The organism is Bradyrhizobium sp. 139 (genome assembly GCF_023074175.1).
In the GTDB taxonomy this organism is placed as follows: Bacteria; Pseudomonadota; Alphaproteobacteria; order Rhizobiales; family Xanthobacteraceae; genus Bradyrhizobium.
This window is the reverse complement of the sequence record NZ_JADPKS010000038.1, coordinates 59,690-78,777: the sequence shown is the minus strand read 5'-3', so window position 1 is coordinate 78,777 and position 19,088 is coordinate 59,690. Positions and strand designations below refer to the sequence as shown.

The following is a 19,088-nucleotide window of genomic DNA, read 5'->3' as shown; positions in this document are numbered from 1 at the left end:
GCCGCCGACTCTCTCGCCGGCTTCTTGCCCGCGGTCGGCACGAAAAGAGTGGGTGGGTCCAAATTGGACCGCGCTCGCCCCTTGAAACCCAAGAGGGGTTTCTCCGTTGCTATATGCCGCGAGGACGCGGCACCGGTGCTCAATGAGGCCGGCCAGCGGGGCGTCGGGCAGGTGTCCAGTGCTGCAACGCGTTAATGGACCGATCGCCTATATTATTCTTTACGTCGCCTTGTATGCCGCGTTTGGCGTGGCGTCGCCTTTTTGGCCACAATTTTTCGAAACGAAAGCTCTGTCCCCGCAGCAAATCGGCCTGATACTGGCTGCTGCAATGGCAATGCGCCTTGCCGCCGGCCCATTAATTGGAACGTTCGCCGACTTCTTGGGATCATTGCGTCTTGTGCTCGCAACCTGTGCCGCCGTGGCGGCCGGCGCGGCCGCTGCATTGTTGTCGTCCGATAGCTTCTCGCAACTGCTTTCGCTGGCCTTGGTTCAAGCTGCAGCGCTTGCTCCCACGACGTCAATCGCGGACGCGTTGGCAGTCAATACAGCAAAGCCTCAGATAGGGACGAGACCCTTTGAATACGGCTGGATACGCGGTTCAGCCTCGATGGCTTTCGTATTGGGTACGTTGTCCGTCGGACAACTGATCAGCCGCACTGATCTCACGCCGATCGTCTGGCTGAATGCATTCCTGCTTGTGGTGGCGGCTGGCGTAACCGCATTGGTGCCCAAGATCACCACTCGATCTGCGCCATGCGCCGGCGCATCCCCTATCTTCGTTCGGGTGCTTGGACTTCTTGCCATGCCGCAGTTTCGGATTCTGATCTTGGTTTCAGCCTTGGTCTATGGGAGTCACGCGATGCAGGACGCATTTGCAGTGATCCGGTGGAGCGGGGCTGGATTAGCGCCATCGGCCATAAGTCTGTTGTGGTCAGAGGCGGTAGCCGCGGAAGTCATCGTATTTTTTCTAATCGGTCCCGGATTACTCAGGCGGATGGGCGTGCGTGGTGCGGCTGCCCTAGCAGCCGCGGCTGGCATCATACGTTGGTCTATTTCGGGCGTGACGACCTCCGTTCTGATCCTCTCGGTTCTGCAGCCACTACACGGATTGACTTTCGCGCTGCTCCACCTTGCCTGCATGCGCATCATGGGGACTTTTATTCCGGTCGGACTAGCCGCAACCGCCCAAGCTGTCTATGCCTTCGGTTCGGGTCTGATAACTGCCGCACTGACGCTGTTATCAGGAATGCTCTATGCCAAGTATGGAGCGGCAGCATTCTTTCCGATGGCAATTTTGTGCGGCGTCGCAGTGCCGTTTGCCTGGTTCGGCTTCACCAATTTACCGACTCGCTTCGTGGCTGCATAGCAGGCGCACTTGTGCAAGGGTACTGAGGCCGGAGCGAGCCGCAGCGGCGTTCCGAAATGAGCGATGACTCGCCCGAACATTGATTGCACTTCTTCTTCGTTGCTGACGTCGGCCCGGTCCGTGATCGCCCGCCGATCGGCAGCTTCGACAGCGTGAGCCACTTCCTCTGCCGCCGTCGGGGCGAAGACGTAGTTGATGGCGACGTCCGAGTCGATGCGGCGAGCGCAAGGGCGACGGCCTTGCCGATGCCCAAATTGGCCCCCGTCACCGATGCAGGCTGTCCCTCGAGGACAATGGGAAGCGGTATGCCGGCCGCCGCCGAGCACCGGGCGCTGCGGGTGCTACCGGATCCTTGCTCCCAGCATGTCTCTTCTCCTTCCGGCGCGCTTGGCGGCCACTCCGCTTGCAACTCAGTGGTGTTCGGACGGCTCTTGTCGGAAGGTCGAAGCGGCCCGCGAAGGGATCATTAGCCAAGAGTACAAATTCGCTGCGTTCCACGCCGCAATGGACCGGCCGGCCGCTGGCGGAACCCCACTCGTCGCCTGCCGTTAATCCTCAAGCAATTTACCTGAAGAGGATCCGACATGGCGTCGAACAAGCCCACCGGCGACAACGCCCGCAAAGGCGCCGTGCGCAAGCGCACCCAGCTTCGCTCCAAGGCGATGGGCGAGAGCACCTGGACGAAGCGCAACAAGAAGACCGGGAAGTTCATGGACCAGAAGAAGGCGCCGGCGAGAAAATTCAAGGGCATTCGCCGCGAGAAGAAAACGGGCTGACGGTCCCGGCGTCGGCAGCAATACCAAAAGCGGAAGCGGACTTATGACGAACCTCCTGAAGATTCCGACTTGGGCCGACGAACAGTTTATCTACGCCGTTATCGAGACCCCGCGCGGTAGCACCTGCAAACTCGACTTTGATCCGAAGCTGCGCGTGTTCACGCTCGCGAAGCCTTTGATGGCCGGCCTTACCTATCCGTACGACTGGGGCTTCATTCCATCGACGGAGGCGGAAGACGGCGACCCTCTCGACGTCCTGGTGATCCATGATGCGCAGACCTATCCTGGCGTGGTTCTTCGATGCAGGCCTGTGGGTATCCTTGAGGTCGAGCAGCAGTCCAAAGGCAAGAAGGAGCGAAATGACCGCCTGTTTGCGGTTCCTGATCGATCCCCTCTCGAAACGGATCTGCAGGACATCCGTCACCTTCCAGCTCGCGCGTGCGAGGAGCTGGAGAAGTTCTTCCGCGCCACGAACGTGCTCGATGACAAGAAGCTCGAATTCCTGGGTTGGCGCGGTCCGGCCCGCGCAGTGAAGATGATCAAGCGGCTCTCTCGGTAGGTATCGGACCGACGGAAAAGAAGAAATGTCGAAGGTCGATACGCCAACCGTCGCCACGTTGCTTCGCGAATACGCGCAGCGGACCGCATTGCGTGGAGGCAATCCCTACCGGGCAAAAGCCTATTCGCGCGCCGCCGATAGCTTGGCAGCGCTCGCCGTTCCGCTGCATGTGCTCATCGCCGAAGACCGGCTTACGGAAATCCCGGGCGTCGGCTATGCCATAGCTGACATCGTCACCAAGCTTCACAAGACGGGCACTCACCCGAGCCTCGAAAGACTACGGAAAGAGATTCCCGAGGCAGTGCTCGAGATGCTCGCCGTGCCCGGCCTCCGCCCGGAGAAGGTGCTGCGTCTCTACCAGGATCTCGGTATCACCTCGCTCGCCGAGCTGGAGGCCGCCGCCAAGGACGACCGCATCAAGAAGGCCAAAGGACTGGGCGCCGCGCTGCAGACCAAGATCCTGCAGAACCTGGCCATCGCGAAAAGCGGAGAGGGTCGCCTTCACCTGCACCGTGCCGCCGCCCTGCTCGCGCACGCCAAGGACTCGCTTCGGAAGGCCCGGCCCGAGCTCAAGCGCGTGACGATCGCAGGCGACTTCCGCCGGGGCTGCGAACTCGTCGGCGACCTCACGATCGTTGCGGAAGCGCCCAAGGTCGCTAAAACATCGAAGACGTCCGTAGCGGACGGATTGCAGATCCGCTTGTCCGACCGCAAGCGCTTCGGCGCCGCCCTTCTCTTCGCCACGGGCTCTGCCGCCCACGTTGAGCAGCTCCAGGCATTGGCCGCCGAGAAAGGAATGCGGTTGGAGATGGACGGCTTGCACAAGGGCCGCACCCTGATCGCGGGCGACGAGGCCGAGATCTATCGCGCACTCGGCCTGCCTCTCATCGATCCCGAACTCCGGGAGGGGCGCGGTGAGCTGGAGCTGGCTCTGAAGGGCAAGTTGCCGAAGCTCGTCAACGACCAGGACCTGCGCGGAATCCTTCACTGCCACACGGATGCCTCCGACGGTACCGAGGCCTTGGAGACCATGGCCAAGGCTACGCGCCAGCGCGGTTTCGAGTATTTCGGCGTCGCCGATCACTCGAAGTCCGCGCACTACGCTGGCGGCCTATCGGTCGAGGAGATCGCCGACCAGCACCGGGAAGCGGACCGGCTGAACAAGCGCTTCGGCAAGGATTTCCGGATTCTAAAAGGCATCGAATCCGACATACTGGCCGACGGGTCCTTAGACTATCCGGATGACGTGCTGGATCGCTTCGACTTCGTGGTCGCGAGCATCCATGGCCGCTTCAAACTCGACCGCAAGGCGCAGACGCAGCGGCTGCTTCGTGCCATCTCCGATCCTCACACCACAATCATCGGCCACATGACCGGGCGGCAGCTCCAGCGGCGGCCAGGCTACGAAATCGATGTCGAGAAGGTGCTTCGCGCGTGCGCCAAGCATGACGTCGTCGTCGAGATCAACGCCCATCCATGGCGGCTCGATCTCGATTGGCGCTGGCACCGGGCGGCGCTCGACTTCGGCTGCATGATGAGCATCAATCCGGACGCACATTCGATTCCCGAACTCGACCAGATGCACTGGGGCGTCGAGATGGCCCGCAAGGGCGGAGTTCCCGCCGACCGGGTTCTGAACGCGATGACGCTTCCGGAGATCACGCGCTACCTCCGCCAGAAGCGGCGCTCGCTCGCCCGCGCTGCCTGATGCTGCAGGCGCACGATCTCTCGCTCGAGGGAACGGTGGTGGCGGTCGCCGCCGATCGCGGGCACCACTTCAGTAAACCGACCTTGGACCGCATAGTCCTGGTGGAAGGCCACGGCGTCGAAGGCGACGCCCACGCCGGCGCGTTCGTCCGGCACCGCTATCTCGCCCGTCGCCAGCCTCGCCTGCCCAATCTCCGACAGGTCCACCTGATTCCGTCCGAGCTCCTCGCTTCCCTTCTCGAAATTGGCTTCGAGGTCGGCGCGGGCGACCTTGGCGAAAACATCACCACTGCGGCCTGGACCTCGAGCGCCTGCCGCTCGGGTCCCTCATCGAACTCGGACCGACGGCGATCATAGAGCTGACCGGGCTCTGCACGCCCTGTGTGCTCATCGACCGCTTCCGGGCCGGCTTGAAACGGCGGGTTCTCTCGTCGGAGGAAACGCGCCCTCCATTCAAATGTGGGGTATTGGGCGTGGTTCGGGCTGGCGGACCGGTCGCGGCCGGCCACACCGCGCGGATTCGGCTGCCGTCCACCTCGCTTCGCGCCTTACCGGCTCTGTAAGAGCCCGGTGCACAACTCGGCTGCCTCATCGTCGAATCGAGATGCGGCCGGTAGATTGGGCCGGCATGGCCGCAAACAAGGTAACGGCGGAACGCTTGGGGCTGGGGAGGCAATCGACAGTCCGGGACTATTTAAGCCGCCCCGCCCAGCCGGCTTCTTCTTTGGCTTCGATTCACCTCAAGAGGCGTTCGCTCTCGCGCGGTCGCGCGCCTCGCGACGACGTTCGCGCCGCCGCTTGGCACGGTCGGCGGGCTGTCTCGGATCCCGCTTTGGGAGCCTCATCGGCCACGGCCCACCCCATGCCCGGATCGTTGGCGAGCTCGATCAGCCAGGGTTCGATCACCCCGCGGGCCAGCCAGGGAGATCTTTCTGCGTATCCGCAATGGTGATCACCGACATGTCCTCCGATCAGTGATGGTCACGCATCGTTCCGGGCGGCAATCATCGGAGGAGATTCCTCACGCCGGCAAGTTAGCAACTATCCCCCGCTAGGGCGGTATGCGCGCAACGCCGCATCATCATTATCAGATACCCGAAGAACTGCGTCGCTCGCTGACTTGGGATGAGGGAGCCGAAATGGCTCAGCACGATCGTCTCAAGATCGATGCGGGTATCCAGGTCTACTTCTGCGACCCGCAAAGCTCTTGGCAGCGCGGCACTAACGAGAACACCAACGGGTTGCTGCGGCAGTACTTCCCGAAAGGCTCAGACTTGAGCATCCATAGCGCCGACGAGATATCCGCTGTGGCAGCGGCCCTCAATGCCCGACCGAGAAAGACGCTAGGCTGGAAAACGCCGGCGGAGGCGCTTGTGCGCCTGCTGCGGTTCCATTCAAGGTCTGTGGTCTCGTCGAAACCAGACATAAACTAATCGAAAATCCGGAGGTCGCACGAGCGCTCGAGCAGGAGTTGCTCCACGCGTTAGTCAATTGCCTGACGGCCGACGGCGGCGGCAATCAGAAAAGCAAGCGGCACCATGCCGATATCATGGTTCAGTTCGAGGACGCGTTGACGGTGCATGGTGGCACGCAGCTGAACATGCACGCGCTTTGCTCGGCGATCGGCGTGCCAGAGCGAACGTTGCGGGTATGCTGCACCGAGGTTTTGGGCATGAGTCCTGCCCGGTACTTTTTGCTGCGACGATTGAACATGGCGCGCTCGGCATTGCGACGTGCCGACCCAGCAACGACAAGCGTCGCAGAGATTGCCCGAAAACATCAATTCCTGGAGCTTGGGCGCTTCGCCGTAACCTAACCGCACCATCTTCGGAGAAATGCCATCGACCACGCTGCGGCACGTTTCTGACTGAATTGGCGTGACCGCGTTTCTGCCGAAACTGCATAGCCAGCGAAACAGCTCTCGGCCAATGTGATGAGTGAAGCAAGGCAGGCAGCTGTTGCGTGGCCGGAAAGTTCGTGATGAATTTCGTCAATATGAGATCGTCGACTGACCGCGGACAGTCGTTCGAACGTCCGGCGGATCACGGATTGCTGTACGTGCCAGGCGGCACCTATCGCATGGGTTCGGATCGGCATTATCCAGAGGAAGCACCGGCCCATCAGGTTACGGTGGACGGATTCTGGATGGACCGCACACCCGTCACCAATCGCCAATTCCGCAAGTTCGTTAACGCGACCGGCTACGTCACCTTCGCCGAAATTGCACCTGACGCGAAAGACTATCCAGGTGCTTTGCCAAATATGCTCAAGGCCGGCTCGCTGGTCTTCACACCGCCGAAGCAAGCTGTGGACCTGTGCAACTGGGGACAATGGTGGACGTTCAAATTCGGCGCCAACTGGCGTCGTCCGTATGGTCCGGGCAGCAACGTCAGCGGGCTCGACGACCATCCGGTTGTTCACGTGGCCTACCGGGACGTCGAAGCTTATGCCGAATGGGCCGGCAAGGAATTGCCGACCGAGGCCGAATGGGAATTTGCCGCACGCGGCGGACTGGACGGCGCGGAATTCGCTTGGGGCGACGAGCAAACGCCGGGTGGCAAGCACATGGCGAACACCTGGCAGGGTAATTTCCCGCACGTGAACCTGGCGGCTGACGGTTTCGAGCGCACTTCGCCCGTCACCGCGTTCCCCGCCAACGGCTACGGCTTGCACGACATGATTGGGAATGTTTGGGAATGGACGGCCGATTGGTATTCGCAGAAGCATGAAGCCGATGCGCCCAAAGCGTGCTGCATTCCGGAAAATCCGCGCGGGGGACCTGAGACCGCGAGCTACGACGCTCGTCAACCGAACGTCAGGTTTCCACGCAAGGTGCTTAAAGGTGGCTCGCATCTCTGCGCGCCAAATTACTGTCGCCGCTATCGTCCGGCCGCGCGTCATGCAGAGCCGATCGACACTTCTGCAAGCCATGTCGGCTTCAGGTGTATCACCAGGAAGAGGATCACGTCATGAGCAACGATAAGATCTCAGAAAAGCCTGAAACCAGCACGGCGCCAACCGGCGCAGGATTGAAACGCCGCGATCTGTTGTTGAGCGGCAGTTCTCTGATCGCGGCTTCGGCGCTCTCGGCCGTCGGCCTGACAAGTGCCGCGCAAGCGCAGCAAACGGCGCCGGCGCCCGCACCGGCCGGACAACGGCCCAATATCGTCGTCATTATGGGCGACGATATCGGCATTTGGAATCTCGGTGCCTACCACCGCGGCATGATGGCCGGCCGGACGCCGAACCTCGACAAGATCGCTGCCGAAGGCATGCTGTTCACCGACTACTACGCGGAAGCGAGCTGCACCGCAGGCCGCGCCAACTTCATTACCGGCGAGCTGCCGATCCGCACAGGTATGACCACAGTTGGCCAGGCCGGCGCCCCCACCGGCTTGCCGGCGGAGGCCGTGACCATTGCCGCCGCACTGAAAGGGATGGGTTACGCCACCGGTCAGTTCGGCAAGAACCACCTTGGCGACAAAAACGAATTTCTGCCGACCGTGCACGGCTTCGATGAATTCTTCGGCTACCTGTATCACCTCGATGCGATGGAAGACCCGGCGCACCCCGCCTATCCGCAGGAGCTGCTGAATACAGTTGGTCCACGCAACATGGTCCACTCGTATGCAACCAACGTCGACGACGCCACTGTCGATCCGCGTTGGGGCAAAGTTGGGAAACAGAAGATCGAGGACGCCGGAACGCTTTATCCGAAGCGAATGGAAACCGTGGACGACGAGATCCGCGACTTTGCCTTGAAGTTCATCGACAAGGCCAATGCCGACAACAAGCCGTTCTTCCTGTGGCTCAATCCGACCCGCATGCACATCGTCACGCATCTGTCGCCGAAGTACCAAGCGTTACGAAACTCCAAGAACGGCTGGACCATCCACGAGGCCGGCATGGCACAACTCGACGACGACGTCGGCATCGTGATGCAGAAGCTGAAGGACATGGGCGTCGATGACAATACTATCGTCGTCTTTACCACCGACAACGGCACCGAGGTCTTCACCTGGCCCGATGGCGGACAGACGCCGTTCGCGCAGAGCAAAGGCACGGTCATGGAAGGCGGCTTTCGCGCTCCGGCGATGATCCGCTGGCCCGGCAAGGTGCCGGCCGGCAAGGTCGAGAACGGCATCATCTCTGGACTGGATTGGTTTCCGACCTTCCTTGCGGCGGCAGGAAACCCCAACATCGCTGAAGAGCTGAAGAAGGGCAAACAGATCGGTGACAAGACCTACAAATGTTATCTGGATGGCTATAATCAGATGGACATGATCACTGGCAAGGGGCCTTCGAACCGCCACGAAATTTTCTATTTCGGGGAAAGCGAGCTCGGTGCCGTGCGCATCGATGACTACAAGTATCGGTTCATCGACCAGCCCGGCGGCTGGCTCGGTGACAAGACGAAGGTTGACGTGCCCTATCTGACCAACCTTCGCCTCGATCCGTTCGAGCGTACCGGCTGGCCCGGTGATGGGTCTAAAACAGGGTCGCAGGAGTACTTCTCGTGGTTCAAATATGAGTTCTGGCGCTTCGTGTTTGTCCAGCAGCACGTGGAGAAGCTGGCGAAGACCGCAATCGAGTTTCCGCCGATGCAGAAGGGCGCGAGCTTCAACCTCGACGCCGTGAAAGCGAAAATCGAGGCTGCCAGGGCGGCGATGGCCAAGTAAGTCCGCCGAGGTTTTGACCAATGTTTAGCGGGCACCCCGACAGCGGGGTGCCCGCCATGCAAAGCCGCGTGCTAGCATGGCGCACCGAGCGAAGTTTCTTCAGCTGACGAAAGAAGCAAGACAACTGGAAAAGCAATTGTGAATCTGAGTGGGCCGAAGTTTGCTCTGCTGAAACGGCTGGTCCTGGCCGCTTGCCTGATCCTGCTCGCTTCGCATCCTGCCGCCGCGCTGGATCAGGTATCCCTTCAACTCAAATGGAAGCACCAGTTTCAGTTCGCGGGCTACTATCAGGCGCTCGAGCAGGGTTTCTATCGCGACGCCGGTCTCGACGTCACCATCCGCGAGGGCGGTCCCGGTATCGATGTCTCTGAGGCGGTTGCCGGCGGCAAGGCTGACTTCGGGGTCTGCACCGCCAGCGTTCTGCGTGATTGGGCGGCGGGCCGCCGGCTGGTCGTGCTGGCCGCCATCTTCCAGCGTTCCCCGGCCGTCATCCTGGTCGCGCGCCGGGCCGATATCAGCAGCTTGTCGGAGTTGCGCGGCCGTACGCTGATGGACACGCCGGGAAGCGACGAGATCGCCGCGATGTTGAAGCGCGAAGGGGTGGACTATCAATCGATGCTGCGGGTCCCGCACGAAGGAAACCCGCGCGACCTGCTAGCCGGCCGGGCCGACGCGATGGTTGCTTACAGCACCAGCGAGCCGTTCGTCCTTGAACAGCTGGGCGCGGCCTATCGTACCTTTGAGCCCGCTGCATCCGGCATCGATTTTTACGGCGATAATTTATGCACCTCCGAAGCGGAGGTGCAAGCTCAGCCGGACCGGGTCGCTGCATTCACGGCGGCCAGCTTGAAAGGTTGGGCTTATGCCCTCGCCAACAAGGACGCGACGGTCGATCTGATCATCCGGAGCTATTCGAACAAAAAGAGCCGCGATGCCCTACTGTTCGAGGCCGAGCATACGGAGGCATTGGTCGGCCGCGACCCGGCACGGATCGGCGAACAGGATCCTGCGCGCTGGCGAAGCATCGCCGCGACCTATCGGCAACTGGGGTTGCTGGCCGATGATAAGCTACCCGCGGCTCTGATCTGGGATGGAAATGGCGCCAGCCTGCGGCGCTGGTTGATCGTGCTGCTGTTTGTAACGGCCGGATTGGTGATTGCGGCGCTGGTCGCCTACCGAGGTCGCCGCACCCTGCGCGGTACATTAGCCCGATTGGGCGCGCTGCCGCGGTTTGTCACGATGAGACGTCCGAGACTAAGCCTGATCATGTCACTGCTCTTCATCGGCCTCAGCATTCCCGTCCTCATTTTTATCCTGATCTATAATTACAACAAGAACTCGGCCGGGATGGTGTCGATCCTCAACGATGCGGTCGCGCAGACCAGCCGGGCCGGCGTTGAGCGCACCCAGGATCTGATCGAGAACACCGAAAGCCCGCTGCGCTTTCTCGCTGAACTGGCCTCAGCCGATCCCGGATACTTCCGTACCGAACAAAGCAGCGACCTTCTGTATCGCGCGCTGACCTCGGGCGCATATATCGACGCCGCCTATGTCAGCTTCGAAGATGGCTATCATCGTGTGGTCACCCGTATTGACGAGGATCGCCGCCGCGCTGATCCCAAAATTCCGGCGACCGCGAACTGGCACGCAAGCTACATCGATGCGATCACCTATGCGCTCTCACGGGTGCGCCATCGCAAATTTTTCGACATATGGCCCAACCAGGTCGGCAAGTACGATGTTGGCACGGACACCGACATTCGCAGGTTGCCCGGCTATCAGTTTGCAAAGACGACGCGCACGCTTGCGGTAACCGAACCTTCAATCAATCCCGATACCGGCTTTCCCATCATTTCATTGCGGATTCCGATCTTCCGCGGCGTTGAATTTCTTGGCTGCGCATCGGCCAACATAACCGTCGATGTTCTGTCGCGCTTTCTCGACAGGCATCGGGCCAGCGCGCGCAGCATCACCTTCGTCGCCGACCGCAGCAACGGCAAAATCATTGCCTTCCCGGAAAAGCAAAAAGGCGTTCGCATCGAGAACGGAGCGCTCAAAATCGCTACACTAAGCGATATCGACGATCCCGATGTGCGTGAGGCTCACCGCCAGCGTGCCAATGCCGGCAACGACCGCTTCGCCTTCCAGTCTCCGACGAACGGAGGGGATTATATCGCGGCCTTCGCCAATTTCCCGGGTGGCTTCGGTCAGCCTTGGCAGGTGATCACCTTGACGCCGGTCGACGATTTCGTCGGCACGTTGAAGAAAACAAATCGATTGATGTTGATCGTGATCATCGGTCTTACCTTGGTCGAGCTGTTCTTCATCTTTTTCGCCTCACGCCGGCTGTCGCGCCCGGTCGAAAACGTGTCCCGGCAATTGCAGGCGATCGAAAGCCTCAATTTCGATACGCCCGCGCGTCCGCCATCGAATATCCAGGAAATCGCGAAGCTGGAATCGGCGGCTTCGCTGCTGCGAACATCGCTGAAATCGTTCTCCTCCTTCGTTCCGCTCGACGTGGTCCGGCAGCTCATCAAGTCGGGCATTCCGCTGACCCTTGGCGTCGAGCCGCGGTTCCTGACGGTGTTCTTTTCCGATCTGGAGAATTTTTCGAGCCACTCCGAAACGCTCGCGCCAGACGACCTGCTGGTCCAGATATCGACCTATCTCGAGGAGGTCTCGTCCGCGATCTCGCAAGAGGGCGGCACTGTCGATAAGTTCATCGGCGATGGCGTGATGGCGTTCTGGAATGCCCCGGTTCAGCGCCCCGACCACGTTCTGCGCGCCTGCGCCGCTGCGGTTCGGGCGGCACGCCGCATGGAGCGTGTCAACAATGCCTGGGAGGCGGAAGGACGGCCGCGAATTCAGATCAGGATCGGGCTCAATTGCGCCAACGTCCTTGTCGGCAATATCGGGTCCTCGAACCGGCTGAGCTATACAGCCTTGGGGGACGGCGTGAACGTTGCTGCCCGCCTGGAAGGCATCAACAAGCTGTTTGGCACCACGATCTGCATCAGCGACAGCATCTACGACCAGGTGGAGGCCGATATACTCGCGCGGCCGATCAAGCGGGTTCAGGTGAAAGGCCGCAAGACCGAGTTCATGATCTATGAACTGCTCGCTCTTCGTACGAGCCACGATCCGGACGTGAGGGTCCGCGATCGGGATGAGCAACTGAGCGCAATGACATGGCTTGCCTCGCAAAAGTTCGAGGCAGGAGATTTTTCAGCCGCAGAGCCGGCCTATCATGACATCCTGAAAGAGTTTCCCGAAGATTCCCTAGCCAGGTTCATGATGAGGGAAGCACGGAAAGATAGAGAGCTGATCTAACCGCCCGCGTCAGAAGCTCGAGGGTAACCGGCAGGCAACCAAATACTATTCAAACAGCCGTCGTCGCGGATGTCCGACGCTGACATTGATGTTGGTCGAACATGTTCTACCAATTCCGCTTCTAGGCCAAATGCGAAGTGCACGATGTCCGCTATTTGGGTCGCTATCGGGGAAAAAGCGGACGTCGCACACAACCCGCGGGCGGTCTTACTGCGCTAGAAATCCGAATGCGACAACCAGTGCCACCATGCTCGCGAAAATCAGCAGTGCCGGGAGGGATTTTCGGGTCATTGGCCTCGTCGAATGGCGCGCAGCCGATTGACCGGGTTGAGGTCTAGGCGGTCTCTGGGACCGCACGACTTTGCCCTCTGTCGTTGGCGTCCGAGCCTTTGGTTCCGGCGCTGCGCCTACGCCTCCCATCTCGCTGTAATAAGCGCTGTAGACCTCGCGAACGGCTACGGCCGTGGACTCGGCCTCGCTCATTGTCTCGAGCCGAGTTCGATAGTTAGTCAGAAAGCTTTGGGCGCTGGACGGCAGGTCATCGAAACCACCGAGCTTGGCCATCATGAGCCAGGTAGCAAAATCCGCCTCAGCCTTCGTGCGCGCTTTCTTGGCGATACTGGCGTTGGAGCTAGAGGACATGGTGGTCCGATTGGTTTGAACCCGGCCGCGAAGCTGTTCATCGACACCATCCGCGCGGCGGGAAAGGCAATTGGCAATCCAATCACAGTAATGACGGCGCGGGAGAGTTCAAACGCGAACCTTACCAACTAGTCGGCCAGGTTGAAGGGGACTGAGCAGGCTACCCGCTGATCCGAATGTAGCACCTCCTCCAATATGGAAATCATCCTTTAGATTAAATGCAACGATCTTGATGATCCCGAGCTTCAGCAGGTTCCGAATCGTAGTGGCCAGCACGTCGCTGAGCTTCTCGATCTGCTCGCGCGTCTTGCCGACGTTCTTCAGCACCCTCTCGGTGCGCTCCCAGGACCCTGATCCCGACTTGAACGGATTGACCTCAGAGCCCTTGAGAATCTTGGCGTCGCCGGGAACCCGCGAGGTGACGCTGGCCAAAGCAACCTCGGCCTTAGTCCCGCGCATGTCCGATGCGTCAACTGAAGCGATGGGGCCAATACCCGCCATCAGCTCACCTCGTTGTAATCAATGGCGTTCAGCGCGGGTCTCTCCTGAAACCCCTTTCTAGCTCACCCCACGGAAGTCCTTCGCCATTGCAGGATGAGTTCACCGCTACGCTAATGACGGGCGTAATGTGCTCAATCAATCCAAGCTCGCGAAGAAATTTGGACCAAAAATAATCGAGTACTGTCCAGAATACGGGCTGTTGAGCGTACACCGTGCCGCGAAAGACGACGAACGAACGATCTGTACCTGCAGCGAGATGCCGAATGAGATCCGTGTTCGAGCCATCGGGAATAAGTGTTGCGATCTGCAGATGGCACGAGGCTCTGGTCGCCCGGATAATCGGCGTGTAATTCACAACCTCGTCGGTCACGACGACATTGAAGTGGTTGCGTTCAAAGAATTTGATAAGGTCGGCCTTCAAATAGTGCTGAGTTTCGGGCTGGCTTGCGATCTTCCATCCAATTGTCAGCAAAAGCACGGCAGCGATAGACCACCTAAATGCGCCGGAATAGTTCACGCCTCACCCCAAGAACACTGAAGCCGACTATCAGGCCGAGTATGATTGTGTTGCCGACGGCATCTCCCCATGGTCCATGGACTGTCGTGTAATGCCATTGGCTCAAACCCATCAAACTTATCCGCGCGACGTTCACTGCTATTACTGAAATGCAGGCCAAAAGGCACCACAACAGATCGTAAGCGGAATTCCTGGTGCCCACCAATTGGCTCACGGTAGTCCAACACAGGACTGCAAGAGACACGTTCGCAAGCGAAGAACAAGCTGGCCAGATTACAAGAACTCCGGATCCGTCAGCAAATTCCACGATGTCCCCGGTCCGGTGAGTGCCCAATATCCAACCAACGAGTGATGCGTCGATTTGCAATATCAGATTGGCAAAAAACTGAAAAAGCAATCGGCTCCAAAGCATGGGCACGGTGGTAGCCAGTAATATGAAAGCGCCCCGTCGAGATGAGCCGACATTGGCGGAGACAATAATGTAGAGACTAAGAGCGGTTACCGCGAGCCAGCTCAGGGCTCCGATCGGAAGAATGACCAGAAAGACAAAACCTGCCCCCATGGCCAGCTCTGACGGACGCACCCCAAACGTTCGGTCTCGGAGAACAAGAGATACCCCGGCGGCACATGAGATCCACACAATTATGCTAATCCCGAAGGTGTTGAAAAGCGCCTCCGCCCATCCAAGCCGGTTGACTGATTGGATGATGCGTGATGTGAGGCCGCTTACACAACCGAGAGCGAATAGCCCCGCGAAGAATTCGCCACGCGACAATTGCCTCGAATTCGCAATGAACTGCGCGCAATCCACTCGTTTGAACATGCAATCACAATCCAGCGCCTCGCCTCGTTGTTAGCCGCCGAATGTTTGCCAGACCAAGGTCGAGTCTTGCTTGAGAAGAAATCGCTTTGAACTCTGGCGTAAACGAAAGCGGACACAGCGATTTCGTCCGACCCGATTCAGCGGAGATTGCGATTAACTGCAACGCCTCGCCTGCGCGGCTGATTATAACAGGCTCGCCATCGCATTCATCGGGATTGGCCTGCGCCCCTTGCGACCGATTGAAGTACCCACCGAAATATCAGGTATGACAGGCTGCCCCCGGGGGAGGCGGGCTAACCAATGTCAGTCAACCTTACGACGGCGCTTAACCAACCAGTAGACACCGTAGCCAATGGCGAGAATCGGAAGGCCGGCGCCAGCAATTGGCCCGGGGGCTCCCTTCACTTGGCCGGGCGCGTTTTCGCAATTGCCATTGCCGTTGCAGGCTAGGGCGGGCGGCGCAGAAATTATTAGGGTGAAGGCCAGAGCTAATGCAGACAAAATCCCCGAGGTGATCTTCATTGATTTGCTCCACATTTTTTAAATGGGTTCAGATCTTTTTCTCTGCGGGTTTATTGGCAGTTAATTTTCATTTAATAATAATTAATGCCTACCAAGACGTCAATAGCTGGAAAACTCACCTATTCGTGTTTTGGACAGGACGGACGCATTATTCCGCCCGGTCGGGTTTCCGGTTCGGGTCAATCGCGTCGGTTTGCCCGTGAGGCGATGACTTCCGGTCTAACCGGATAAGCGGACGTGGTCAGATCGGACCGGCACGTCTCAAACGGGCCAAGAACAGACGTCGCGCGTCCGATTGGCGCCAGAACGCCACCGACCGGCTTCGAGGTCCGAATCTGCATAGGCAGCCGCCCAGGCCCCGGCTAATGTCTCGGCCTGAAATCGGACGCCACCCAGGAGCAAGTGGAGTAATCGCGGTGCAATAGGGTCTAACTGATTGGACGCTGCAGGGGCACCAATGAATTCACCTTCGCAACCGAATGCTAAACCGCCAGCATCCCTGACGGGATCAAGCGCTCACGAGCCAAATCCATCCGAATCGTCGGATCTGAAAGGCGCGCGTATCCTCTTGGTCGAGGATTCCTGGCACGTCGGCATCGCCATCAAGCGTCTACTTCGCGCATTGGGAGCTGATGTGGCCGGCCCGGCTGCCACCATTCCGGATGGCGATCGCTTGGTTGCCGAGCGCACTCCCGACGTGGCCATCGTCGACATCAATCTGCGAGGCGGCGAGCGGGCCAACGACCTGATTGATCGGCTGCACAAACTGCGCATTCCGGTCGTCGTCATCACGGGTTACACGGCCGTTTCTCTACCTTCCGGACAAGCCGAGGTCATTCTGCAGAAGCCCGTCAGCGTTGAAACGTTTCTGGGAGTCTTGCGCCCGATCATTGCCCGGCAAAGGGATCGATAGGGAGCCATCTCACGCCACGTCGGCTGTATCCGTCTTGAGGGGAATCTCGATTGTGCAAGACACGCCATCCGATGAAAACGCGAGGTCGACCGTACCACCGAGCTCGTGAGGGATGAGATCGCAAATGAGGCTGGTTCCGTAGCCGTATTGAGACGGAGCCGATGTTGGCGGTCCACCCGCCTCGCGCCACACGATTATCAGCACTGCCGCCGCTTCGCCGCTATTCCGGCATTCCCAGCTAACGGACACCCGGCCCTCCGGGACCGACAGTGCGCCGTATTTGGAGGCGTTCGTTACAAGCTCGTGCAGCACCATCGCCAGGGCTTCGCTGGCCGCGGCGCTGAGCGCGACGTCGGGCCCGCAGGCTGTCGTATTCGCCTTCGTCGCATAGGGAGCCAATTGATGGCGCACAATATCTGCGACGCATACGCCCTGCCAATTGACCTGGCTCAATAATGCGTGCGCAACTGCCATGCTTTGGATGCGCTGATCGAGGGCTTGGACAAACTCGTCCATCGTGCTGCTGCCCTGTCGCGTATACATGGCAACCACGGCAACGCGGGCAAGCACGTTCTTGACGCGGTGGTCAAGCTCGGCGACCAGCAAGCGCTGGTGCTCATCAGCTCGCTTGCGTTCCGTAGTGTCAAGGGTCAGGCCCTTGATGCGTATGCACTTCCCGGCTGCGTCGAACTCGGCCGTTGCTGTTTCCTCGAGCCACATTTCCTGGCCGTCCGGCCGCATCACGCGAAAATCGACCGCATACGAAGGCTTGTCGGGCCGGACACTTTTCACCTGCGCTTTGAAGCGTGCGCGGTCATCCGGATGGATCAGCTCAAGAAAGCGAGCTGTCGTTAGGGGTTCTTGCGGGTCGTACCCAAGAAGCTTCGCGGCGTTCTCGCTGTGACGCGATAAATCCGTGCGGGCATCCCATTCGAACGCCATCACTGCTCCCGCCGCCAAGGCGTCTTCCAGCCGGGCCGCCACCTCACTGAGCGCCGCCTCTTGCTGACGCCGCTCTGCGAACAGCGCGGAAAGAACCAGCGTGCAGAGCGAGGTCGTCAGGATACCAGCTTGAGCACCCAGGATGCGGTCGTCGATCGGGAGATCGGGGTCACCGAAATATCCAATGCCAAAGGTTGTTGTCCACACGATCGTCAGCGCAATGATGAACGCGCCTGCGGCGGCGAACGCCGGCTGGCAGCGGGCCGCCAGCCAGAGCAGCAGTGGATACAACAGGGCGATGGGGACCACAGTCACAAAGGACACGCGCGGTAGAAAGATAGCAATGGTGCTCGTCATCGTGATCGCAGCGAGCGCTACGGCGCCTTCGACGGCCTCCTTCGGCGACGACGGACGGCCGCTTGCGGCCGCAGCTCCGATCAGCAGCGGCGCGACCGTCATAATGCCGAGCGCGTCGGATGCGAACCAGTGCTGCCAGATGGTCAGACTCGGTGCAGCGGAGAAGTGGAACAACTTGAACCCCAGAGTCCCACCTATCCCGGAGATAGCACTCGCAAAAACCGCAGCTGCGAGCAATCCCAGGACCCGGCGCAGCCGGTCGAGGGCGAACCTCGAACCAAATTGACGCTCGATAAAGCCAGCCGCAAGCAACGCTTCACCAGCATTGCACAAGGCGAATGCTGCGGCGCCCGCGAAAGTCCTGTCGCCCAATAGGTTGGCCACAATCGTTGCCGCGGCCGCTCCGATTGCCACCGGCCATTTATAACGAGGACCAAGGGCTATCAGGGCGCCGGCGGCAACGCCGGAGGCCGGCCAGAACACGGCTACGCCGTCGGGCTTTGTCAGCAGATAAAGACTAAGTCGCGCCCCCAGGAAATATGCGATCCCTACCGCCAGAGCGACGCCGATCGCCGTCAGCTCCACGCGCTTGCCGGTCAAGACAGCCTCCCTCGGGATCCCAGTCTTGCCCATCAAAGCACGGGGGACAATCGTCAGCTAGAGCGCGGGACGCGATACAAGCAATGTCCGCCTTGGGTCACGAGCGTCGGTTTGCCCCTCAGCCGGTGACTTCCGGTTTGCGCCCGACTCCGGACATGTCGCTGCGCCCCGCCACCGACGCGATGGGCCACGAGCAGAAGCTGCTGGGTTCGGGATGAAAGATGCGGTCAACCACTTAGGGGCCACCAAATTGCTCGGCTGAACTCGTTCATGCCCGAAGAACTACGGACATGGAACGTCTCCGACTTCATCTTCCGTTCATTAGGCCAATTCTAAACCTGCGCTCGATACCGGCATGTAGGTGAGGAATATGTCCTTCGACCCGATGGCCGCTGCGGTTGATTGGCTCGACGCCTACCGCGCTGGCGAGATTGAAACTATCCTTGGAATGTATGCTGAGGATGCGATAGTCCATTGCGGCTGTGGCGGCATGAAAACCATCACCGGCAGAGAGGGTTTCCGCGCCTATTGGGTGGACCGCCTTCGGCAATATCCAGCGTCGGAGCTGGACAATCTCCAGCTTGGCGGAACTACTTGCTCCTCCACAGCGGCATCAGCGAGAACGATAACAGGCGTTCCGCCCTTTATCGCTACGTCGCCAACCTTTGTGATACCGGCGAGGATGATTTCGATCTCTTGCAAGTAGCGGCAGTCGCTTACTTGAAAAAATTGGACGAATTGCATGACGACCGATGTGCGAGACTCGCTGCGGATCAAATTTTGGCCGAGTGTTTAGAATCACGCTGTGCACGACCCGACACTTAGCTTTAGGTCATATAACACCAGAGCGAAGG

16 protein-coding genes and 1 pseudogene are annotated in these 19,088 nt (G+C 59.8%); 11 read left to right on the top strand and 6 right to left on the bottom strand.

Annotation, left to right across the window (positions count from 1 at the left end):
• Positions 1–178: 178 nt before the first annotated feature.
• The 6 genes and pseudogenes from IVA80_RS10585 to IVA80_RS10560 form a co-directional block, all read left to right on the top strand.
• Positions 179–1,366, top strand: a complete 1,188-nt coding sequence (locus tag IVA80_RS10585) for an MFS transporter (protein WP_247428873.1) — start codon at positions 179–181, stop codon at positions 1,364–1,366.
• Between the two features lie 584 nt (positions 1,367–1,950).
• Entirely contained in the window at positions 1,951–2,142 is a 192-nt protein-coding gene (locus IVA80_RS10580) for a hypothetical protein (protein WP_247428870.1), read from the top strand.
• Positions 2,143–2,185: 43 nt separating this feature from the next.
• Positions 2,186–2,701, top strand: a complete 516-nt coding sequence (locus IVA80_RS10575; RefSeq protein ID WP_247428868.1) for an inorganic diphosphatase — start codon at positions 2,186–2,188, stop codon at positions 2,699–2,701.
• Between the two features lie 25 nt (positions 2,702–2,726).
• Complete coding sequence (locus tag IVA80_RS10570; RefSeq protein ID WP_247428865.1) at positions 2,727–4,409, top strand: DNA polymerase/3'-5' exonuclease PolX; 1,683 nt, start codon at positions 2,727–2,729, stop codon at positions 4,407–4,409.
• The gene (locus IVA80_RS38580; RefSeq protein ID WP_346347985.1) at positions 4,409–4,765 is read left to right on the top strand and encodes a hypothetical protein; all 357 of its coding nucleotides are present in this window, start codon (positions 4,409–4,411) and stop codon (positions 4,763–4,765) included. Before IVA80_RS10570 ends, IVA80_RS38580 begins: the two co-directional genes overlap by 1 nt.
• Before the next feature lie 734 nt (positions 4,766–5,499).
• Positions 5,500–5,841 (top strand): annotated as a pseudogene (locus tag IVA80_RS10560) (IS30 family transposase); the annotation flags it as partial.
• A 50-nt stretch (positions 5,842–5,891) separates the two neighbouring features.
• On the opposite strand, the gene IVA80_RS10555 reads toward IVA80_RS10560, so the two are convergent.
• Positions 5,892–6,257: a hypothetical protein gene (locus IVA80_RS10555; protein ID WP_247428863.1), complete on the bottom strand. Its 366-nt coding sequence runs from the start codon at positions 6,255–6,257 to the stop codon at positions 5,892–5,894.
• A gap of 131 nt (positions 6,258–6,388) precedes the next feature.
• On the opposite strand from IVA80_RS10555, the gene IVA80_RS10550 reads away from it, so the two are divergent.
• The 3 genes from IVA80_RS10550 to IVA80_RS10540 all read left to right on the top strand — a co-directional run bounded on the left by IVA80_RS10550 (position 6,389) and on the right by IVA80_RS10540 (position 12,417).
• A complete protein-coding gene (locus IVA80_RS10550; protein WP_247428861.1) occupies positions 6,389–7,381 on the top strand; it encodes a formylglycine-generating enzyme family protein in 993 nt (330 codons plus the stop codon).
• Positions 7,378–9,087 (top strand): arylsulfatase, encoded by a 1,710-nt coding sequence (locus IVA80_RS10545; RefSeq protein ID WP_247428859.1) that lies wholly within the window; start codon positions 7,378–7,380, stop codon positions 9,085–9,087. Before IVA80_RS10550 ends, IVA80_RS10545 begins: the two co-directional genes overlap by 4 nt.
• Before the next feature lie 138 nt (positions 9,088–9,225).
• A complete protein-coding gene (locus IVA80_RS10540; protein ID WP_247428857.1) occupies positions 9,226–12,417 on the top strand; it encodes an ABC transporter substrate-binding protein in 3,192 nt (1,063 codons plus the stop codon).
• Between the two features lie 207 nt (positions 12,418–12,624).
• Here IVA80_RS10540 and IVA80_RS10535 read toward each other — a convergent pair whose 3' ends face one another.
• From IVA80_RS10535 to IVA80_RS10520, 4 genes are all read right to left on the bottom strand, one after another.
• Positions 12,625–13,059 carry a hypothetical protein gene (locus IVA80_RS10535; RefSeq protein WP_247428855.1) on the bottom strand — a complete coding sequence of 145 codons (435 nt, stop codon included), beginning with the start codon at positions 13,057–13,059 and terminating at the stop codon, positions 12,625–12,627.
• A gap of 108 nt (positions 13,060–13,167) precedes the next feature.
• The gene (locus tag IVA80_RS10530) at positions 13,168–13,560 is read right to left on the bottom strand and encodes a hypothetical protein (RefSeq protein ID WP_247428852.1); all 393 of its coding nucleotides are present in this window, start codon (positions 13,558–13,560) and stop codon (positions 13,168–13,170) included.
• A 28-nt stretch (positions 13,561–13,588) separates the two neighbouring features.
• Entirely contained in the window at positions 13,589–14,077 is a 489-nt protein-coding gene (locus IVA80_RS10525) for a hypothetical protein (RefSeq protein WP_247428850.1), read from the bottom strand.
• A gap of 1,126 nt (positions 14,078–15,203) precedes the next feature.
• A complete protein-coding gene (locus tag IVA80_RS10520) occupies positions 15,204–15,422 on the bottom strand; it encodes a hypothetical protein (RefSeq protein ID WP_247428848.1) in 219 nt (72 codons plus the stop codon).
• Between the two features lie 457 nt (positions 15,423–15,879).
• Between IVA80_RS10520 and IVA80_RS10515 the strand changes: the two genes are divergently transcribed.
• Complete coding sequence (locus IVA80_RS10515; protein ID WP_247428846.1) at positions 15,880–16,335, top strand: response regulator; 456 nt, start codon at positions 15,880–15,882, stop codon at positions 16,333–16,335.
• Positions 16,336–16,344: 9 nt separating this feature from the next.
• Here the strand turns inward: IVA80_RS10515 and IVA80_RS10510 are convergent, their stop codons facing one another.
• Complete coding sequence (locus tag IVA80_RS10510; RefSeq protein ID WP_247428843.1) at positions 16,345–18,234, bottom strand: MASE1 domain-containing protein; 1,890 nt, start codon at positions 18,232–18,234, stop codon at positions 16,345–16,347.
• Between the two features lie 370 nt (positions 18,235–18,604).
• On the opposite strand from IVA80_RS10510, the gene IVA80_RS10505 reads away from it, so the two are divergent.
• On the top strand, positions 18,605–18,940 hold the full coding sequence (locus tag IVA80_RS10505) for a nuclear transport factor 2 family protein (protein ID WP_346347984.1): 336 nt from the start codon (positions 18,605–18,607) through the stop codon (positions 18,938–18,940).
• The last annotated feature ends 148 nt before the right edge of the window (positions 18,941–19,088 follow it).